The following is an 18,986-nucleotide window of genomic DNA, read 5'->3' as shown; positions in this document are numbered from 1 at the left end:
GTTTCGCCGCGAAGGTGAGGCTTAGCCTTCTGCCTTTTTGTCGAGCGCGGCGGTCACCGATGCGGGCCAGGTCACGGGGAACTGCTGCTGCGGGTTGAAGGTGTTGCCCTGGTCGGCGGCTTCGGCAGCGGCGATTTCCTCCGCGCTCAAAAACTCGCTCGGCTCCAATGCGAACACGTCCAGCCCGCGCGTGATCTCGGTCGCGTAGATGCGTCCGTTGTACCAGTATGCAGACCAGTATCCGCCGGTCACCAGCTGATCCTCGTCAATGGGCCCGCGGTCGAAATAGGCAATCTCGAACGGGTTGGCGGGATCGGTGAAATCGACGACCGAGATGCCGCCCTGATACCAGGCCTGCACGAAGATATCGCGCCCCGGCACCGGAATGATCGAACCGTTGTGCGCGACGCAATTTTCCTTGTCCCCCTGCGGCGCGGGCAGCTTGTACAGGCTGCGGAATTCGAGCTGTCCATCCACGATTTCATAGATCGCGTCGGCGCCCCAGTTCTTCGGGTCGGAAGCGCGACAACGCGGGCGCCCGCCGCCGCCCCATTCGTCGGTGAACAGCACCTTCGTCCCGTCATTGTTGAACGTCGCGGAGTGCCAGTAGGCAAAGCCCTTGTCGACAACTTCGTCGATGCGCTTCGGCTTGCGCGGGTCGGAAATGTCGAAAATGATCCCGTTGCCCGAACATGCGCCCGCGGCGAGGTTCTTGGACGGGAACACGGTGATGTCGTGGCATTGGTCGGTGCGGCTGGTATCCTGCGTGTCGTCGCCATGGTCGCCTCCCTGCCACAGCCCGGCGAGCCGCCCGGTTTCCTCATCCGCGAAAACGGCGGGGCTGTCGACGATGCGCGCCTGCGACGGATCGGCAAGCGGGATCTCGATGACATCGATGCGGAACAGGGCCGTGCGATCGTCGCCCGGCACCTCCCCGATGCAACCGGCCAGCTCTTCCTCGTCCCGCACGCGCGAGGTGCCGGAGTTATAGACGATGAGCGCGTCCTTCGTCTGCGACACGACCGAATGGGTGTGCGACCCGCGGCAGGTCTGCACCTGTCCGACCTGCACCGGCTTCGTGATGTCCGAAATGTCGAAGATGCGCAGCCCGCGGAAGCGTTCGTCGCTGACCTTTCCGGACACGCCCTGCAATCCGCAATCCTTGCGGGCGCGCGTGTCCTGCACGCTCATCAGCAGCAGATCGCCGACGATCGACACGTCGCCCTGCCCGCCCGGACACACGACCGAACTGACCAGCACGGGCACGCCATCCTCGCTCAGGCGATAGGCGTTCCACCCGTGGTAATTGCCCGCGACCATCAAATCGCCGGCAAAGGCCATGTCGGTATTGGCAAAGGAGAGCAGCGGGCTGCGCGTGCCGAATTGCGGCTTGTCCGCTTCCTCGTCGCGGGGGTCGGAGGCGACGGCGGCGTCTGCGTCCTCCTCGCCGGTCTTTTTGGGTTTCAGCGGCTGCAACTCGCCCGGATTGGCGGGGTCGAAGAATCCGGCGGGTTTCGGCAGGCTGGTGACGAGGCGCAGGTTCTCGATCGCCTGCCCCGCATCGGTCAGCCCTGCGGTCAATGTCGCGCGCGGATCGTCCGACAGGCTGGCGAGGACGGCGTTCATCCGCTCGATCTCGGCGTTCTGGTCGTTCTTCACATCATCGGTGAATTCCAGCATGACCGGGTCATAGGCCGTGCCCGGCTGTTGCAGCAGCGCATCGACCATGTCGACCGCGCCTTCGTGGTGCGCGATCATGAGGGTGAGGAACTGCGCATCGAAATTCGCCCCGTTCGACGCGGCGAGCCGGGCCATCTGCTGCGGGCTGGCCATGCCTTTCATGTCGGTGTGGTGCGCATGGCCCATGCCGGCCATTTCAACAGGTTCGCCATGTTCGGCGAGCCAGTTGGTCATGAAGGCGATCTCGTCCGCCTGCCCTGCGTCGATGCGGCCCGCGACCGCGACGATCTCCTCCCGATTGGTGCGATCCGCGACGAGTGCGGCCATCTCGACCGCCTGCCGGTGGTGGGCGATCATCTGCTGCATGAAATCGACATCGGCGGGCGAATATTGCGCCCCTGCCAGCTGCCGGGCCTGCTCCGCCGAAAGATTGCGCGCACCGGCGCCGACGCCGCCGGGCTGCACGATCGGCGCCGTCTGCGCCATGGCCGGGGCGAACATCGGAACCGTGGCGAGCAGCATGGCCGGCAATGAAAGGCGAAAAACGGCAGGCGTGACGATCATGCGGATGGTTCCTTCACAAGAGCGGGTTTGCCGGCGATAGCCGGGAATGAGGGCGTGTCATAGGCGAGACGCTGGCGTTCGCGGTCCGGGTCGACGATTTCGAACACGCGGCTGCGGCGGCGCAGGCGGCCATCGGCCACGAGCTTCTTCACCGTACGGTTCACATGGACGGTGGAGGAGCCGAGGATGGTGCTGATCTCCTCCTGCGTCATCTGGACGGGCATCGGGTCGAAGCGCCCGAAGGTGCCATGCGTCTCGAAGCTGAGATCGAGGAGGACATGCATGAGCCCGTCATGGATGGCCCCGCTGATGAGGGTGCGGCTGCGCTGGCGCAGGCGCCATTGCCGCGACAGGTCGAGCCTGCGAAACGCCTCGGCCAGATGGGGATCGCGCTCCATCTCGCGCAGGACGGCGGCCGTGTCGAGCCGGGTGATCGTGGTCCCCGCCTTCAGCATGAGCGCATAGGGGAGCGCGGCGCGCAGGCTCTGCCTCCAGTTGCACACGCCGCCGCTGCCGAACATATCCTCGACATGGCGGCGCCCGTCGGGCAGCGTGGTGAAGCTGTAGGCGAGGCCTTCCTCGATATGCAGGAGCGGTTCCGCCATGCGTTCGGCAAAGGAAATCTGCGTATCGCGCTGCACCCGGCGGGTGTCGAGGATCGCGTCCGACAGGTTCCAGCGATGACCATCGGGAAGATGGGGCCGCATGCGCCGGTCCATGGCGAGCAGTCCGCCGCAATGCTTCCCGGCCTTTTCAAGCGAACCGAACGATCTGCTCACACCAATCCCTTTCATCCCGTTACATCTGTAATGGAGCGCGGGGCGGCGACAAGTCTAATTTCTCCTGTTTGCAGGCGCTTGCCAAATGCGGGGCGGACACGGATAGCGGCGGCGGTGCCGATGCGCAGGGGGACGGGAATGACACGGTGGAGGCAACGAGGCGGCAAGGCACCGGCATGGATCGCCATGGCCGCGATCCTGCTCGGCACGGGTGCGGTGGCTGCGTGTTCGCCGCTGCGCACATTCAACAGCCTCATGCCGAAGGACGGCGGCGCACGGCGGGTCGCGACCGGCATCCCCTATGGCGACGACCCGCGGCAAAGGCTCGACATCTATGCGCCCAGGGACAGCGCGCCGGGCGCGACCGCGAATGCCGGCGACCGCCCCGTGGTCGTGTTCTTCTACGGCGGGAGCTGGAGCAGCGGGACGCGGCGCGGCTATGATTTCGTGGGCCGGGCCCTTTCGGCGCAGGGTTTCGTGACCATCGTGCCCGATTACCGGCTGGTGCCGCAGGTGCGCTACCCCGCCTTTGTCGAGGATGGGGCCGCGGCGGTGCGCTGGGCGCGGGCGCATGCGGGCGAGTATGGCGGGGATGGGTCGCGCATCGTGCTCGCCGGCCATTCGGCAGGGGCGTATATCGCCGCGATGCTGGCGTTCGACGACCGCTGGCTTGGCGCCGACAGGGCGGCTGTGCGCGGTTTCGCAGGGCTTGCAGGACCCTATGATTTCGCGCCTTTCGATGTGGAGGCCAGCCGCGCCGCCTTTGGCCAGTGGCCCGATGCGGCCGAAACGCAGCCGGTCACCTGGGCCGGCGCGGGCGATCCGCCGGCGCTGCTCATGTTCGGGGCGAAGGACGAGACCGTGCTCCCCCGCAATAGCGAGGCGCTCGCGCAAAGGCTGCGCGCGGGCGGGGTTGCCGCGACCTTGCGGCGCTACGACGGCGTCGGCCATGTCGGCATCGTCACCAGCCTCGCCCGCCCGCTGCGCGGCAACAGCCCCGCACTGTCCGACATGGCCGCTTTCGTGCGCACCGTCGCCGGCCCGGCCAGCGGCGATGCGGCTCCGGGTGCTCCGGCAGCGGCTCAGCCCTTCGCCGCGTCCCCATCCCCTTCGGACCCGTCGGCATCGCGGCGCAGGTAGAGCGTCTGCGTCGGGAAGGCGACGCCGATATTCGCGGCATGCAGCCGGTCGTAAATGTCGAGCAGCAGCGCCTGACGAATGGCGAGGCTCTCGGCATAATCGCTCACCTCAATATAGGCGAACACCTCGATATCGAGCGAACTTGCGCCGAAATTCTTCAACCGCGCGCGCCAGTCGATCGCGACATGCTCGTTCTCCTGAAGCACGCTTTCGATGATGCGGATGCCATCGCGCAACTGCTCCGGCGTGAGCGCATATTCGAGGCCGATCGTCGGGTGGAACAGGAACTGGTCGCGGGCGGCGTAATTCTCGATCTGAAGCGAGCTGAAATCGCCATTGGGAATGGTCACCAGCGTCCGGTCCAGCGTGCGGATCCGGGTGGACCGCATGCCGATATCCTCCACCGTGCCGGTCACGTCGCCCACGCGGCAGAAATCGCCGACCTGCACCGGACGGTCGGCAATCACCATCACGCTGCCCACGAGATTTTCGATCGTCTTCTGCGCGCCGAGAGCGAGCGCCAGACCGCCGATGCCGAGTGCGGCGATCCCCGTCGTCACGTCGATGCCCAGCGTGTCGAGAATGGCCACCGTCGCGATGCCGAGCAGGATGATCTTCGCCGCGCGTCGCGCCAGCGTCACGACCGACACCGCCTGTCGACGCTCGGCCTTCTCCATCCGGTGGGTGAGCGTGCGCGCGATCGTGTCGATCAACCGCAGGGCGAACCAGGCGAGCGCCACCCACGCGGCAATGCCGATATAGCGCAGCGCCGTCTGACGCGCGATGATGGAGATGGAGGCGCCCCCGCCCCAAAGCTGAAACACGATTACCGCGAGCAGGAGCGCGAACGGCGGCAGCGCGGCATCGAGAAAACGATACAATCCGTTCGTATGCGGATCGGACAGCGCCGCGCGCAGCAGCCACAATATGGCCGCCGCGACGAGACGAAAGGCAATGAACAGGCCGAGGAACACGCCGATCACCATCAGCCAGTCGCCAATCGGCGCGCCCGCAATCGCCCAGCCGCCCTCGATCTCGTCGATATTGCTGTCGGTCAGCTGCAGATCGCGCGATTGCCCCTCCAGCGCGTCGACCGTTTCGGGGGCAATGCGCCACACCATCGCGCCATCCGCCGATTCCGACCGCATCAGGACGATCGGCGTGTTGTCCGCATCGCCCAGCGTGCCGATGCGTTCGCGGTCGGGCGGGAGGCCATCGTCGACGCGGCCCGCCGCATCGCTCGACAATTCGGAGAAGCTGCGCAGCTTGCCCCCGGCGTCAAGCGAGGCCTGCAATGTCGCGGCCAGCACCTGCGCATCCGATTCGCCGGCGGTGGTGTCGGCATTCTCGAAATCGAAATAGTGCGAGGCCTGCGCATAATCCTGTCCGGCGAGCGCACGGATCAGTTCGGTCACCGCATCGCGCGGCGTTTCGCGGCCATAGGGGTCGGGCGCCTGCTCGGCCGCTTCTTCGTCGCCCCCCGTCGCGGGCAGCAATTGCGCCTGCGCCATGTGCGGCATGGCCAACAGACACAGGATCGAGAACAGGAGAAATACAGGACGCAGGATCATGGACATGCGCGCCCCATCCTACACCCGCGCGCCGGGTTCAACCATGGAATGCCACGGATCCGCCGTGCAGAGGCAGAGATACGGCGGTTTCAGATATTGATCGAACCGACCGAACCGCCATCCACGTGCCAGTTCGCGCCCGTCACGAAGGACGCGCGCTCGCTGCACAGCATGGCGATGACCGCGGCGACTTCCGCAGGTTTCCCGCGCCGGCCGAGCACGAGATACGGGCGTTCTTCCTTGAGAAAGCTTGCGACGGCCTCGTCCTCGGACACGTCCATCTCGTCGGCGCGTTGTTCCATCATGCCGTCGGTCATCGGCGTTTCGATGAAGGCGGGCGCCACGCAATTGACCAGCATGCCCGAACCCGAATGCTGCATCGCCACGCTTTTCGCGAAGCTGACGAGCGCGCTTTTCGCGGAATTATAGACGGTTTCGTCGGGGTAGGGTTGCGCGACATTTTCGCTGGCGAGCATGACCACGCGCCCCCATCCGCGCTCCACCATGGGCGGGCACAGATGGCGGGCGAGGCGGACCGCCGACAGGAAATCGATGGCGAGCGCGTCGTGCCAGTCGTCCTCGCTCATCCGCAGGGGGTCGCCCTTGGCCCCGGTGACGCCGGCGGCATGGACCCAGATGTCGATCGTCCCCGCCTTCTCGGCGAGCGCATCGCATCCTTCCTTGCTCGACAGGTCGGCCACCGCCCGGTCCGCGCCGAACCGGTCGGCCACGGCATCAAGCCCATCTTCGTCCCGATCGGTCAGGAAGAGCGCGACACCTTCGTCATGCAGAAACCGCGCGGTTTCGCTGCCCAGCCCGCCGGACGCGCCGGTAATCAGCGCGCGCTTGCCCGCAATCATGAGATCCATGTCGGCTATCCTCGCAAGGCCGCAAAATAAGAAAAAGGGGCGCGCCGGTCGTGCGGCGCGCCCCCTTCGATCAATCATCAGCCCTTGGCGTTGGCCGAATCGTAATGGGCCCCGATGAACCAGGCATCCTTGTCGATGCCGCGGCTGATTTCGGTGAACAGGTCGGCGGTGTCCTCGTCGCCGGCTTCGCCCGCCGCGTCGATCGATTCGCGCAGCTTTGCGCCGAAGGCCACGAAACGCTTGGTCAGCGCCTCGACATGGTCCTTCTGATCCGAGATATCCTGCGGATAGGCTTCGAGCTCGCTTTTTTCCGCGACGGCCTGCGACGTGCCCGGCGTCTGCCCGCCGAGGATGATCGAACGCTCGGCAATGGTGTCGGTGCGCTCCAGCATGCGGTCCGCCACCTGATCCAGCAATTCGTGCAGGCCGATGAAGCTCGGCCCCTTGATGGTCCAGTGCGCCTGCTTCACCGCGAGCGTCAAATCGATCGAATCGGTCAGCCGCGCATTCAGCAGCGCGATCGAATTCTTGCGGGCATTGTCGTCGAGGCCGGCGGCATAGAATTGTGCCATGGGGGTATGTCTCCTTCGATTGGTTTTCATGGGGTCTGCGCCCTTTGACCAATCAACGGGTATCCCGCCGCTGCGTTCCGGATACGGGCCCAATACGGGCGACGATCACTCCACCGTGACGGATTTCGCGAGATTGCGCGGCTGATCCACGTCGGTCCCTTTGACGCAGGCCACGTGATAGGCCAGCAATTGCACCGGCACGGCATAGACCAGCGGCGCGATCAGCGGATGCACCTTCGGCATCTCGATCGTGGCGATGCACCCCTCGCCCGCCTCGGCCAGCCCTTCGGCATCGGAGATCAGCACGACCTTCCCGCCGCGGGCGCGGACCTCCTGCATGTTGGAGACGGTCTTTTCGAACAGCGGCCCGGACGGGGCCAGCACGATGATCGGCACGTCCTCGTCGATCAGGGCGATCGGCCCGTGCTTCATCTCTCCGCTGGCGTAGCCCTCGGCGTGGATATAGCTGATTTCCTTGAGCTTCAGCGCCCCTTCGAGCGCGAGCGGATAATCCGGCCCCCGCCCCATATAGAGCACGTCGCGCGCCGGCGCGATGAGATGCGCCATGGCGGCGATGTCGTCGTCATGGTCGAGCGCGGCATTGAGCGCGGCAGGCGCGCGCAGCAGATGATCGACGATCTCGCTTTCCCCCGCGGCATCGATGCGCCCGCGCACCTTCGCGAAATGCGCGGCCAGCGCGGCGAGCACGGCAAGCTGACACGTGAACGCCTTGGTGCTGGCGACGCCGATTTCCGGCCCGGCATGGGTGGGGAGCAACAGGTCCGCCTCCCGCGCCATGGTGCTCGTCGGCACGTTGACGACGACGGCGATCGTCTGCCCCGCCTCGCGGCAATGGCGCAGCGCGGCGAGCGTGTCGGCGGTTTCCCCGCTCTGCGATATGAACAGCGCGAGGCCGCCCTCCTCCAGCACCGGCTCGCGATAGCGGAATTCGGATGCGACATCGATGTCGACCGGCACGCGGGCGAATTGCTCGAACCAGTATTTCGCGACCATCGCGGCGTAAAAACTGGTGCCGCATGCCACGATCGTCACGCGATTGATCGCCGACAGGTCGAAATCGATCTGCGGCAGCGCCACCTCGCGTTCGAGCTGCCGGATATAGGAGGTCAGCGTCTGCGCGACGACGGTCGGCTGCTCGAAGATCTCCTTCTGCATGAAATGGCGGTAATTGCCCTTTTCCGTGGCCGCTGCGCTCGCCCCCGAAAGGGTGATGGCACGCTCCACCGGGCGGTTTTCATCGTCATAGACCTGCGCGCCGTCGCAGGTGACCACGACCCAGTCGCCCTCCTCCAGATAGGAGATCCGCTGCGTCAGCGGGGCCAGCGCCAGCGCGTCGGAACCGAGATAGGTTTCCCCCTCCCCATGGCCGAGCACGAGCGGCGAACCGCGCCGCGCCCCGATGATGAGATCGGGATGCCGCCGGAACGCGATGCCGAGCGCAAACGCACCGCGCAGCCTCGGCAGAACCTCGCGCACCGCGTCCTCGGGCGATGCGCCGGTCTCGACCTGTTCGGAGACGAGATGGGCGACGACCTCGCTGTCGGTTTCGCTTTCGAACACGCGGCCGCGTGCGATCATCTCCTCGCGCAGCGCCCGGAAATTCTCGATGATGCCGTTGTGGACGATGGCGACCTCGTCCGTGGCATGGGGGTGGGCGTTCGCCTCCGTCGGAGCGCCATGCGTCGCCCAGCGGGTGTGCGCGATGCCAACCTCGCCCGGCGCGGGACGATCGCGCAATTCGGCGACCAGATTGGCAAGCTTGCCCTCCGCCCGGCGGCGGATCATCGCGCCGTCGTGAAGCGTGCACAGCCCTGCGCTGTCATAGCCGCGATATTCCATGCGGCGCAGCCCGTCGACCAGCCGGTCGGCCACCGGCTCACGGCCTGCAATCCCGATAATTCCGCACATGGGCCTATCCGTCCTTCGCCTGGGCTTTCTTCTTTTTCTTCATCGCGTCATGGAATCGGTCGGCCCAGCCCGGCTTTACCAGCTGTTCGCCGCGCACCATGCGCAATTCGCCATCGCCGACGTCGCGGCTGACCGCACTCCCTGCGCCGACGATCGCGTCGGCCCCGATGGAAAGCGGCGCGATGAGCGCGCTGTTCGACCCGATGAAGGCGCGCGGCCCGATGGTGGTGCGATGCTTGAAATAGCCGTCATAGTTGCACGTGATGGTGCCCGCGCCGATATTGGCGCCCTCGCCCACCTCCGCATCGCCGAGATAGGTGAGGTGGCTGGCCTTCGCCCCCTTGCCCAGAACGGCCGCTTTCATCTCGACGAAATTGCCGACCTTCGCGCCTTCTTCCATGACCGTGCCGGGGCGGAGCCGGGCATAGGGTACGGCCACCGCGCCCTCGTGCAGGACCGCGCCTTCCAGATGGCTGAACGCGCGGACGGTCACATTGTCGTGGAGCACGACGCCGGGGCCGAACACCACGTTCGGCTCGATCGTGACGTCGCGGCCAAGCTTCGTGTCCCAGCTGAAGAACACGGTTTCGGGCGCGGGCATCGTCGTGCCCTGCTCCATCGCCTCCTCGCGGCGAAAGGCTTGCCACTGCGCCTCCGCGCTGGCGAGTTCGGCGCGGCTGTTGACGCCAGCGACCTCGCCCGGCCGGTCGGTTTCGACCACGGCACAGGTGCGCCCATCCCCGTTGGCGAGATTGACGATGTCGGTGAGGTAATATTCCCCTTGCGAATTGTCGTTGCCCACCCGGTCGAGCAGGGCGAACAGCTCATCGCCGCGCACCGCCATCACGCCCGAATTGCACAGCGTGCAGGCGCGTTCCTCCTCGCTCGCATCGCGATGTTCGACCATCTTTTCGATCCGCCCGTCGTCCGCCGCGATGATCCGGCCATAGGCGCGCGTCTGCGCCGGACGAAAGCCGAGCACCACGACCGCGGGCGTATCGGGGCCGTGCAACCGTTCGCGCATCGCCCGCATCGTGTCGGCCCGCACCAGCGGCACGTCGCCATAGAGGATGAGCACGTCGCCGGTGAACCCGCGCAGCGCCTCCTTCGCCTGCGCGACGGCGTGCCCGGTGCCGAGTTGCGGCTCCTGCACCGCATAATCCACGCTTTCGCCCAGGGCATCGTGCAATTGTTCGCGATATTCGCCCACGACCACGACGGTGCGCCGCGCCGCAAGCGAGGCCGCCGCATCCATCAGGTGGAGCAGCATAGGCCGTCCCGCGATCGGGTGCAGCACCTTGTGCCGATTGCTTTTCATGCGGGTTCCCTTGCCCGCGGCAAGGACGATCGTGGCCAGTTCGCTCATGGCGACGCCTTGCCAGCATTTGCGCATCGTTTCCATAGGCATCGGCCCGCTATCCGCGCACAATCCGCGCCCGGGCCGCCCCCGGCCCGCCCCCCGCCGGCGTCGGGCCACGCACACCGTCCCGGCAAGGCCCACCGCGCGCCATTGATTGCCGCGCCATCCGCGTATAGCGTCGCGCATTCATCGAAGAACGGAAAGCCGCCCCGCCGCCATGACCGCCCCCTCCATCCTTCTGGTCGAGGACGATCCCTCCCTGCGCGTGCTGACCATGCGCGCGTTGCAGCAGCACGGCTATCACGTGCGCGCCGCCGAAACCGGGGCGGAAATGTGGGTCGCGCTCGACAATGCGTAGGCCGATCTCATCGTGCTCGACATCATGCTTCCGGGGACGAGCGGCATCGAATTGCTGCGCCGCCTGCGCCGCGACAGCGACGTGCCCGTCATCTTCATCAGCGCGCGGGTGAGCGAGCCCGACAGGGTCATCGGCCTCGAACTGGGCGCCGACGATTACCTGCCCAAACCGTTCGGCACGCGCGAGTTGATCGCGCGCATCGGCGCCGTGCTGCGCCGCCATTCGGGCGAGGATCGCGGCACCGAGGAGCGCGTCAACGAGGCCCATTTCGACGGCTGGACGCTGTCCTTCGCGCGGCGCGAACTGCGCTCGCCCAGCGGCGCCATCGTCGACCTGACCTCGGCGGAATTCGACCTGCTCAGCGTGTTTCTCCACGAACCGCAGCGCGTCATCGGCCGCGAACGGCTGATCGAACTGTCGCGCAGCCGGCTCGGCAACAGTTCGGACCGCAGCGTGGACGTGCTCGTCAGCCGCCTGCGCCGCAAATTGTCGCGCGGGGACAAGGATGCGCCGATCGTCACCGTGCGCGGCGTCGGCTATCTGTTTTCCGAAGGCGTGACGCGCGGCTGATGCGCGGCTTGCCGTCGTTCGGCCTGCTGGGACGGTTGCTGGCGATTTTCCTGCTGGTGCTGGCGCTCGATTCGCTGGCCAATGCGTTCCTGTTCGAACGGGCGAACAATTTCTCCCTGCGCGAGGAGGACGCCGCGCGCATGGCCGAGCATCTCGTGATCGCGCATCGCGTGCTCGAACGCAACGCGCCCGCCGATCGCCCCGCCATCGCACGGGAGCTGAGCACCGAACGGTTCCGCATCGACTGGAGCGTGTCGCGGCAACGGGCGGCGCGCAGTTTCGAGCTCGACGCGCTGCGCGATCAGGTCGTGAACCTCGAACCGGAGCTTGCGGGGACGAACCTGCGCCTGCAACTGCCCGGCGTCGCGCAATCGGGCGATCTTGCCGGGTCCATGCTGCTGGACGACGGGACGCAGGTGTCGTTCCGCACCTACACCCGGCTCGCCCGGTCATTGAATATCGAGCGGATGGTGACCTTGTTGTTGCCGATCGGCCTGCTGGTGCTGCTCGCCGCGGTGCTGATGCGGGCGGCGCTGCGCCCGCTGCGCCGGCTGGTGGAGGCGAGCACGCGCGTCGGGGCCGGAGAACCGCGGCCCCTCGACGAGAGCGGGCCGGCGGAGATCCGCACGCTCATCAACGCCTTCAACGTGATGCAGGACCGCGTGCACCGCTCCATCCGCCGCAACGCCACGACCATGGCGGCCATCGGCCACGATCTGCGCACGCCGCTGTCCCGCCTGCGCATGCGGGTGGAGGATGCCGACATTCCCTATGCCGCGCGCCGCTCCATGCTGGCCGACGTGGACGAGATGAACGGCCTGCTCGCCTCGCTTCAGGATTATGCGAGCGGGACCGATACCCGCGTGTCGCGCGAACGCATCGACATCGCCGCCATGGTCGAAACACTGGTCGATGACGCGCTCGATACCGGGCGCAATGCGCGCTACATGGGGCCGGGCCATCTGGAGATCATGGCCCGCCCGGTGCCGATGCGGCGCGCGATTTCCAACCTCCTCGAAAACGCGCTGCATTACGGCGGCAATGCGATGGTCACCATCCGCATCACCGCGATGGAATACACCATTTCAGTGGAGGATGACGGCCCCGGCATCGACACGGAGCGACTGGCCGAGGCGATGAAGCCGTTCACCCGGCTCGACAATGCGCGGTCCCGCGACACGGCGGGGCTGGGCCTCGGCCTCGCCATCGTGAGCGACATCGTCGCGGCCGAAGGTGCGCGGCTCGTCATCCGCAACCGGCACGAGGGCGGCCTGCTCGCCAAGATCGTCCTGCCGCGCCGCACGCACGAGCCGAAACCGGCGCGCTGATCGCGGGCGGCAGGCCGGCCTTCGCAACAATTTGTTACAGGCGCGCCAAACATCGTCGGACGCGCCTCGCTATATCCGGTGGCAAGCCATAACAGCCATCAAGCGAAAGCGTGCCATCATGAACGAACTGATCGGACGGGTCTTCAATTTCGAGAAGACCAATTTCCCCAATCGCAGCGAGCTGTTCAACAAGCTGACCACCGACGGGCAGAGCCCGCAGGCGATGATCATCTCCTGCGCCGATTCGCGGATCGTGCCGGAACAGATCATGGAGGCCGACCCCGGCGACCTGTTCGTGTGCCGGAATGCGGGCAATATCGTGCCGCCTTATGTGACGCAGAACGGCGGCGTGTCCTCCACCATCGAATATGCGGTCGCGGCACTGGGCGTGACGGACATCATCGTGTGCGGCCATTCGGGTTGCGGCGCGATGACCGCGCTCGCCGGGGATCCCGCCGATCTCGACCCGATGCCCAGCGTTGCGGCATGGTTGAAGCACGCATCGGCGGCCCGTCATATCGTCGATGGCTGCAATCCCGAACTGTCGGGCGATGACCGCGTGCGCGAGGTCAGCCTCGCCAATGTGGAGGCGCAGCTTACCAATCTTCGCACCCACCCCACCGTCGCCACCGCCATCGCGCGCGGCGAGATGACGCTGCATGGGTGGTTCGTCGACATTCACGAGGGCCAGGTCCTCGGCCTCGACGGCCGGACGGGCGAATTCCGCCCGCTGCGCGCCGACGAGGATCTTCCCGTGGCCCTGCCCGCCCGCCGCCCCGCCATCGCGGAGCCCGCCGAATAGGCCGCATTTCGGCTGACGAGGCGCGAAAAGTTCTTTCCCTCGGTGCGCCGGCCCCCTTCTTATTGGCGCACCGCTCGCCCCGTCCCGCCGCCAACGGCAGGGCGGGGCGAATGTCATTCACGAGGCTTGCATCGTGCGGGCAAACGGGCATGTCGGTGCCCATGACCAATGCCGACACCATCCGTTTTTCCGTCGTCGGTTTCGATCTCGACGGAACCCTGCTCGACACCGTGCCCGATATTGCGGCCGCGTTGAACCATGCGCTCGATCACGCCGGTGTCGCGCCGCTGCCGCTTGCGGACATTCGCGGCATGGTCGGCGGCGGGGCGAAGAAACTGCTCGCCCGCGCGCTGTCCGAAACGGCGACCGGCACGCCGGACGCACAGGTCGATCCGGCGGTCCTGAACCCGCTCTACGATCGGTTGCTCGACCATTACCGGCACAATATCTGCGTCGATACGCGCATGTTCGACGGGCTGGAACCCGCGCTCGACGATCTGGCGCGGCGGGGCATCCGGCTCGGCGTGGCGACGAACAAGCTGGAATCGCTGGCGCGCGACCTGCTGCACCAGATCGGCCTCGCCGACAGGTTCGACGCCATCGTCGGCGGCGATACGCTCGGCACCGACCGGGCCAAGCCGAAGCCCGACATGCTGCATCATCTGGTGGAGCTATGCGGCGGCGGGCCGGCGGCCTTTGTGGGCGATTCGGTGTATGACACCGGTGCGGCCCGCGCCGCGGAACAGCCCTGCGTCGCGGTCAGCTTCGGCTATCGCGACGGGCCGGTCGCGGAGCTGAACGCCGATGCCGTCATCGACCATTACGACGCGCTGGTGCCGACGCTCGCCCGGCTTTGATCCGGCTCAGAAATCGATCTGCGCGCGCATGGCGATGACGTCCACGCCGTAATCACGGTTGCCCTGCGCATCGGGCAGCACCGATCCGGTATATTCCAGCCGCGCATAATTGGCGAGCAGGCGGGTAAAGGCCGTCGGCGTCCAGATGAGCGACAGCATGTAGCCATCCTGCGTGCCCCCGCGCACCCCCGCATCGGTAAGGTCGAGCCGGTCGTAGCGCGCATTGACCTGCCACGCGCCGATCCCGCCTTTCTCCAGCCCGTCGGTCGGGACCACGCGCTCGAACACGCCGCCCTTGTATCCGCGCCGGTCGGGGGTGAGGAAATAGCCGACTTCGACCGCCCCGCCAAAGAACGTCGGATCGGCAAGGCCCGGCCGCGATACGTGCTGCCAGAAGGTTTCGCCCATGACGTGGAGCCGCCCGAAAACCGCCGCACCTTCGAGGCCCATGCCCGTTTCCGAATCGGCGGAGATCGACCCCGTGCTGATGAAACGGGTGTCGCTGGGATGCTCGAACGGGCGCTGGCGGTAGGTGACGGCGGGGATGCTGTCGCCCAGATCGCGGTGATGGAACGAGCCGCCGACATGCCATTGCGTGTCGCCGATGCGCGGCATGTACACCGCGCGAAGGTCGACCCCGTGCGAATTATTGCCATCGTCGTTGAGCGCGGCGCTGTTGTCGGTGAACACACCCCCCTGAAGCAGGACGTCGCCGCGGGAATATTGCCCGCTCAACCCCACGCGCCGGATGAAGAAGAACGCATCGGTAAAGGCGGCGCGCTCGATGAAGCTGGTGTGCAGGCTGGAGGTCAGCTCCTCCAGCCCCTGCCACGGATTGTGCTGTCCCGCGATGATTTCGAGGTCGCCGGTTTCGTATCCGATCAACGCATCGGTCAGGAACACCTGATCGCCGGCGAAATCGACCTCCACCTTGTAGCCGAAGCCGCCCGGCACCTCGCCCTGCATGCCGAGCCGCACCCGGCGCGCCTCGCTGGTAAAGCCGGTGCCGTCATCCTCCACCCCGTCGGGCGCGGAGACATAGCCGACATCGTAATTGAGCTAGCCGCGCGGCTTGAAGCTCCACCCGCCCTCGCCGCTGATCTGCGGGCCGCCCTTCCATGCGACCGCCACGGCAGTGTCGCGGGCGGCGGGCGCGACCGGCACGGTCGGCGCGACACCCGGCGGCGTATCGACCGGCGCCTCGGCGGCGAGCTGCGTTTCGCCGCGATCGTCGTCGGCCTGCGCCTCGGCGAGGCGGGATTGCAGCGCATCCATGCGGGCGTTCATCGCCTGCATCTCGGCGCGCATCGCCTCGATCTCGCTGCGCAGGATGTCCACTTCGCTGTCCTGCGCGCACACAGGCGGCGCGGTCAGCGCAGTGGCGGTAGCGAGCAGGGCAATGAGCGGTCGTTTATGCATAGCGAGAGGCCTTCGATAGTCGAGAGCATCGCCGCTATGACGTTTTTGTTACAGAAATCTGACATTCATCCGACAGATTTTGTACCAACCGCCACGATCACTCGACGATCTTGAGCAATCTGCGCTCTATCACGGCCAGCACGCCGGGCAATTCGTGCCCGCGTTTCAGCACCTGTCCCGCCTCCCCGAAAAGCGTCCACATGCCCTGCCGACCGCGCAGCGACGGGCGCTTTTCCACGCGCATCTGCGGCCGTTCGGCGGCCCGGCGAAAGGCGGAGAAGCTGGCCGCGTCCTTGTCGAAATCCATCGCGTAATCGCGCCATTCGCCCGCCGCGACCATGCGTCCGTAAAGATCCATGATGCGCGACAATTCGATCCGTTCGAACCCGACCTGGCCGGCCTTGCCCAATGGAAGGGGGACGATATTGCTCATGCGCCGCAGCCTTCGATTCGCATGCGCTCGCGATTCATCCGTGGCCTGCCTCGTCGGTCCGTCTTGGCTCGGCGTCCTGCGTCTCGGCACCGGCGCGGCGCATCGCGGACAGCTCGGCACGAAGCGCGGCGATCTGTTCCTCAAGATCCTCGATCCGGGGGTTGATCGGCTCGCACGGATCCTTGCACGGGGTGCCGTAGGGGACGAATTCGCGCTGCCACGTTTCGACAGGGACCACCGTGGAGCGGGCCTTGATGCCGACCATGGTCGCCCCTTCGGGCACGTCGTCGGTCACCACCGCCGCGGCGCCGATCCGGGCGCGGCGGCCGACCGTCACCGGCCCGATGATCTGTGCGCCGGACCCAACGATCACCCCGTCGAGCAGGGTGGGATGCCGCTTGCCCGCCTTTCCGTTGGTGGGGTTCGTCCCGCCCAGCGTGACGCATTGGTAGATCGTGACATCGTCGCCGATCTCCGCGGTTTCGCCAATCACGCTGAACCCGTGGTCGATGAACAGATTGCGCCCGATCGTCGCACCGGGGTGAATGTCGATCCCGGTGAAGAACCGGGCGAGATGGTTGACGAAGCGCGCCGCGAAAAACAGCCCGCCATCGAAAAGCCAGTGCGACACGCGGTAGAGCCCCACCGCCAGCACGCCGGGATACAGCAGGATTTCCCAGCGCGAACGGGGCGCAGGGTCGCGGGCGCGAATGGAGTCCAGATAGGCAATCAGGCGTTCGAACATCGGCCCATTCTCTCATTTGCCGCGCAGGCTGGCAAGCGCGGGGCTATTTCGGCCCGTCCTGCACCGGCCCGCGCGGACGGGACAATGCCTCCCGCCAGATGGCCAGCGTGGCGGAACTCTTGCGTTCGAGGCTGATACGATCGATCCGCGCGACCAGTTCCTCGACACCCGCAAAGCTGCGGGTGCAGCGCGGAACCAGATAGGTGGTGGCCCCTTCGCCGAGGACAAGCCCCCTTTGCCGGGCATGCGCCTCGATCAGCGCGGCCAGCATCGCATCGTCCGGCTCCCCGATGGCGAGATTGAGCGCCGGGGAAAGCCTGCTGCGCAGATCGGGCAGGCGCACCGACCACACGTCGGGCACCGGGCGCCCGATGATCAGCAACGGGACATTGCCCGTCTGCGCCCGGTTCCAGGCGTGGAATATCTCCGCCTCGTCCGCGTCCTCGGCATCGTCGATGGCGTGCCCCTGCCCCGATTCCATGAACCACCGCGCGATCAGCGACCGCCCCGACCGCCGCGGCCCGGACAGCAATGCGGTGCGAAACGGCCAGTTCGCCGCATCCTGACACGCGCGCAGAACGGGCTCGTTCGCATTGCCGACGACGATGCGCTGCTCACCGTCGCCGGCGGCCAGCGGGAGGGGAATCTGACGGGCCAAGCGCGTGCCTACCGGCTGATCGAGAGCGCACCCGACCCTTGCGTCACGCGCCATCCCCGCGCCGAAAGCGACGCGGCGAGATCGGACAGATCGCCGGCATAGCCGACCCGCACGACTGACGTCCCGCCGATCGCCGTCGATCCGACCGTGGCGGATTGCACGCCCGGAACGCTGCGGATGGCGGAGAGGGCGCCGTCGAATGCGGCGGGGTCGGGCGTGGCGACCTGCACGGTGTAATTCGCGATCGCCGGCGTGCTGGGCGCAGGCTGCGGGCTGCTCGTGCCCTCGCCAGCGGAAGATCCGGCGGACGGTGCGGGCTGCGGTGCCTGCGACGGCGACGGTGCGGAGGGTGCGGCGGCCTGGCGCAGGTCGCGGGCGAGCGCCTCGAGCACGGCGGGATCGAGGGCCTGCTCCTGCATGTCGAGCGTATCGTCGACGCCGAGCCGCCCGGCCGCCAGCGCATTGGCATAGATCCGGTCGAGCCGCTGCGCCGCGCGCGCCAGCATGACCGGCAACGCCTCTTCGCTTTCCGCCGTCATGGTGAAGCTGCCGAGATAATCGTTTTCCGGCCCGAAGCGCGCGGTGAACGTGCCCTTCACCGGGCCGCCGGGATATTGCCGTTCGAGCCGCGCGACCGGGAACACGACGCTGCTCGCCCCGAATTCGTCGAGCACGACCCGCCACCAGCTACGGCTGCGCCGGACCATCTGCCCCGCATTGAGAATAAGCGATTCGTAGCCCGATCCACTCGGCCGGACATAATCGATGGGGCTTTGCGCGGTGCGGAATTCGGCCCATGCCCGCTGCCATGGCGTGCGCGTTTCGTACAGGGACGCCACGCCGCCTGAGAATGTGACCGGCACGACCAGCATCGGCGCCGAACGCGCCTGCGCCCCGCCGACCGACCCGAGGATCTCACCCGCCCGCGCCCGGTCGAAGATCACGCCGAGCCGCGCGACATAGCGGCGCGGGCCGATGCGTTCTTCCTCCACCACGACGGCGGACACCATCGACGCGATTCGCGAATCGGGAAGTTCGGGCGCTTCGGCCCCGCCGTTGGAGCGGGCGTAGAGCACGCCCCACGCCTTGCGCTGCGCCTCGCGCCAGCCGTTCTGCCGCGCGTCGGTCGCGTTTTTCCCCATGGTGTTGACGGTGATCCCGCCGATCTCGAAATCGCCGGTGCTGGCGATGGGCGGAATGCCGCGGTCGCCTTCGACCTGCGCGATGGCGCGCCACCCGATCAGGGCGAGCAGGACCACGCCCGCCATGACGAGCAAGAGCCGCCAGCCACGCAACGCACGCGTGCCAAGACCGGAAAATGCGGGGGTGGGGGCGGGAAAGGACAACATTTC

General features: G+C 66.9%; 16 protein-coding genes and 2 pseudogenes. 5 read left to right on the top strand and 13 right to left on the bottom strand.

The annotated features are described in order from the left end of the window. Positions 1 to 21 precede the first annotated feature (21 nt). Together JD971_RS09555 and JD971_RS09550 are read right to left on the bottom strand one after the other, a co-directional pair. Complete coding sequence (locus tag JD971_RS09555; RefSeq protein ID WP_371809534.1) at positions 22 to 2,244, bottom strand: DUF305 domain-containing protein; 2,223 nt, start codon at positions 2,242 to 2,244, stop codon at positions 22 to 24. Next, entirely contained in the window at positions 2,241 to 3,023 is a 783-nt protein-coding gene (locus tag JD971_RS09550; protein WP_202082936.1) for a Crp/Fnr family transcriptional regulator, read from the bottom strand. The genes JD971_RS09555 and JD971_RS09550 overlap by 4 nt, the downstream gene beginning before the upstream one ends. Positions 3,024 to 3,161: 138 nt before the next feature. Here JD971_RS09550 and JD971_RS09545 point away from each other — a divergent pair, with 138 nt between their 5' ends. Further along, positions 3,162 to 4,163, top strand: a complete 1,002-nt coding sequence (locus JD971_RS09545; RefSeq protein ID WP_236672031.1) for an alpha/beta hydrolase — start codon at positions 3,162 to 3,164, stop codon at positions 4,161 to 4,163. Here the strand turns inward: JD971_RS09545 and JD971_RS09540 are convergent. The 5 genes from JD971_RS09540 to glmU all read right to left on the bottom strand — a co-directional run bounded on the left by JD971_RS09540 (position 4,106) and on the right by glmU (position 10,470). Continuing rightward, positions 4,106 to 5,740, bottom strand: coding sequence for a mechanosensitive ion channel family protein (locus JD971_RS09540; protein WP_202082934.1), 1,635 nt, complete (start codon positions 5,738 to 5,740; stop codon positions 4,106 to 4,108). The genes JD971_RS09545 and JD971_RS09540 overlap by 58 nt on opposite strands. An 83-nt stretch (positions 5,741 to 5,823) precedes the next feature. Next, entirely contained in the window at positions 5,824 to 6,603 is a 780-nt protein-coding gene (locus JD971_RS09535) for an SDR family NAD(P)-dependent oxidoreductase (RefSeq protein ID WP_202082932.1), read from the bottom strand. A 77-nt stretch (positions 6,604 to 6,680) separates the two neighbouring features. Further along, on the bottom strand, positions 6,681 to 7,175 hold the full coding sequence (gene dps, locus JD971_RS09530; protein WP_202082930.1) for a DNA starvation/stationary phase protection protein Dps: 495 nt from the start codon (positions 7,173 to 7,175) through the stop codon (positions 6,681 to 6,683). A 105-nt stretch (positions 7,176 to 7,280) separates the two neighbouring features. Then, on the bottom strand, positions 7,281 to 9,104 hold the full coding sequence (gene glmS, locus JD971_RS09525) for a glutamine--fructose-6-phosphate transaminase (isomerizing) (RefSeq protein ID WP_202082928.1): 1,824 nt from the start codon (positions 9,102 to 9,104) through the stop codon (positions 7,281 to 7,283). 4 nt (positions 9,105 to 9,108) lie between these two features. Continuing rightward, the gene (gene glmU / locus JD971_RS09520) at positions 9,109 to 10,470 is read right to left on the bottom strand and encodes a bifunctional UDP-N-acetylglucosamine diphosphorylase/glucosamine-1-phosphate N-acetyltransferase GlmU (RefSeq protein WP_202082926.1); all 1,362 of its coding nucleotides are present in this window, start codon (positions 10,468 to 10,470) and stop codon (positions 9,109 to 9,111) included. Between the two features lie 211 nt (positions 10,471 to 10,681). Between glmU and JD971_RS09515 the strand changes: the two are divergent. From JD971_RS09515 to JD971_RS09500, 4 genes and pseudogenes are all read left to right on the top strand, one after another. After that, positions 10,682 to 11,392, top strand: a pseudogene (locus tag JD971_RS09515) (response regulator transcription factor). Further along, on the top strand, positions 11,392 to 12,720 hold the full coding sequence (locus JD971_RS09510; protein ID WP_202082924.1) for an ATP-binding protein: 1,329 nt from the start codon (positions 11,392 to 11,394) through the stop codon (positions 12,718 to 12,720). Before JD971_RS09515 ends, JD971_RS09510 begins: the two are co-directional and overlap by 1 nt. Before the next feature lie 118 nt (positions 12,721 to 12,838). Continuing rightward, entirely contained in the window at positions 12,839 to 13,522 is a 684-nt protein-coding gene (locus JD971_RS09505; RefSeq protein ID WP_202082922.1) for a carbonic anhydrase, read from the top strand. Between the two features lie 161 nt (positions 13,523 to 13,683). Further along, the gene (locus tag JD971_RS09500; protein ID WP_202082920.1) at positions 13,684 to 14,379 is read left to right on the top strand and encodes an HAD-IA family hydrolase; all 696 of its coding nucleotides are present in this window, start codon (positions 13,684 to 13,686) and stop codon (positions 14,377 to 14,379) included. Positions 14,380 to 14,385: 6 nt separating this feature from the next. On the opposite strand, the pseudogene JD971_RS09495 reads toward JD971_RS09500, so the two are convergent. The 6 genes and pseudogenes from JD971_RS09495 to JD971_RS09470 form a co-directional block, all read right to left on the bottom strand. Further along, positions 14,386 to 15,423, bottom strand: a pseudogene (locus tag JD971_RS09495) (OprO/OprP family phosphate-selective porin); the annotation flags it as partial. Between the two features lie 15 nt (positions 15,424 to 15,438). After that, the gene (locus JD971_RS09490) at positions 15,439 to 15,798 is read right to left on the bottom strand and encodes a hypothetical protein (RefSeq protein ID WP_202082916.1); all 360 of its coding nucleotides are present in this window, start codon (positions 15,796 to 15,798) and stop codon (positions 15,439 to 15,441) included. A gap of 97 nt (positions 15,799 to 15,895) precedes the next feature. After that, entirely contained in the window at positions 15,896 to 16,231 is a 336-nt protein-coding gene (locus JD971_RS09485; protein WP_202082914.1) for a DUF2794 domain-containing protein, read from the bottom strand. Between the two features lie 34 nt (positions 16,232 to 16,265). Then, positions 16,266 to 16,976 carry a serine O-acetyltransferase EpsC gene (epsC, locus tag JD971_RS09480; protein ID WP_202082912.1) on the bottom strand — a complete coding sequence of 237 codons (711 nt, stop codon included), beginning with the start codon at positions 16,974 to 16,976 and terminating at the stop codon, positions 16,266 to 16,268. 43 nt (positions 16,977 to 17,019) lie between these two features. Next, positions 17,020 to 17,634, bottom strand: coding sequence for an ATPase (locus tag JD971_RS09475; protein WP_236672030.1), 615 nt, complete (start codon positions 17,632 to 17,634; stop codon positions 17,020 to 17,022). A gap of 8 nt (positions 17,635 to 17,642) precedes the next feature. Continuing rightward, on the bottom strand, positions 17,643 to 18,983 hold the full coding sequence (locus JD971_RS09470) for a heavy-metal-associated domain-containing protein (protein ID WP_236672029.1): 1,341 nt from the start codon (positions 18,981 to 18,983) through the stop codon (positions 17,643 to 17,645). Positions 18,984 to 18,986 lie beyond the last annotated feature (3 nt).

The sequence above is a fragment of the Croceicoccus sp. YJ47 genome, from assembly GCF_016745095.1.
Lineage (GTDB): Bacteria > Pseudomonadota > Alphaproteobacteria > Sphingomonadales > Sphingomonadaceae > Croceicoccus.
This window is presented reverse-complemented; position numbering and strand designations above follow the sequence as displayed.

What these genes read in the sequence shown, in the direction of transcription:
- JD971_RS09555 (WP_371809534.1), bottom strand. Translation starts at nt 2,244, where the DNA reads ATGATCGTCACGCCTGCCGTTTTTCGCCTTTCATTGCCGGCCATGCTG.
- JD971_RS09545 (WP_236672031.1), top strand. Translation starts at nt 3,162, where the DNA reads ATGACACGGTGGAGGCAACGAGGCGGCAAGGCACCGGCATGGATCGCC.
- JD971_RS09540 (WP_202082934.1), bottom strand. Translation starts at nt 5,740, where the DNA reads ATGTCCATGATCCTGCGTCCTGTATTTCTCCTGTTCTCGATCCTGTGT.
- JD971_RS09535 (WP_202082932.1), bottom strand. Translation starts at nt 6,603, where the DNA reads ATGGATCTCATGATTGCGGGCAAGCGCGCGCTGATTACCGGCGCGTCC.
- dps (WP_202082930.1), bottom strand. Translation starts at nt 7,175, where the DNA reads ATGGCACAATTCTATGCCGCCGGCCTCGACGACAATGCCCGCAAGAAT.
- glmS (WP_202082928.1), bottom strand. Translation starts at nt 9,104, where the DNA reads ATGTGCGGAATTATCGGGATTGCAGGCCGTGAGCCGGTGGCCGACCGG.
- glmU (WP_202082926.1), bottom strand. Translation starts at nt 10,470, where the DNA reads ATGAGCGAACTGGCCACGATCGTCCTTGCCGCGGGCAAGGGAACCCGC.
- JD971_RS09510 (WP_202082924.1), top strand. Translation starts at nt 11,392, where the DNA reads ATGCGCGGCTTGCCGTCGTTCGGCCTGCTGGGACGGTTGCTGGCGATT.
- JD971_RS09505 (WP_202082922.1), top strand. Translation starts at nt 12,839, where the DNA reads ATGAACGAACTGATCGGACGGGTCTTCAATTTCGAGAAGACCAATTTC.
- JD971_RS09500 (WP_202082920.1), top strand. Translation starts at nt 13,684, where the DNA reads ATGACCAATGCCGACACCATCCGTTTTTCCGTCGTCGGTTTCGATCTC.
- JD971_RS09490 (WP_202082916.1), bottom strand. Translation starts at nt 15,798, where the DNA reads ATGCATAAACGACCGCTCATTGCCCTGCTCGCTACCGCCACTGCGCTG.
- JD971_RS09485 (WP_202082914.1), bottom strand. Translation starts at nt 16,231, where the DNA reads ATGAGCAATATCGTCCCCCTTCCATTGGGCAAGGCCGGCCAGGTCGGG.
- epsC (WP_202082912.1), bottom strand. Translation starts at nt 16,976, where the DNA reads ATGTTCGAACGCCTGATTGCCTATCTGGACTCCATTCGCGCCCGCGAC.
- JD971_RS09470 (WP_236672029.1), bottom strand. Translation starts at nt 18,983, where the DNA reads ATGTTGTCCTTTCCCGCCCCCACCCCCGCATTTTCCGGTCTTGGCACG.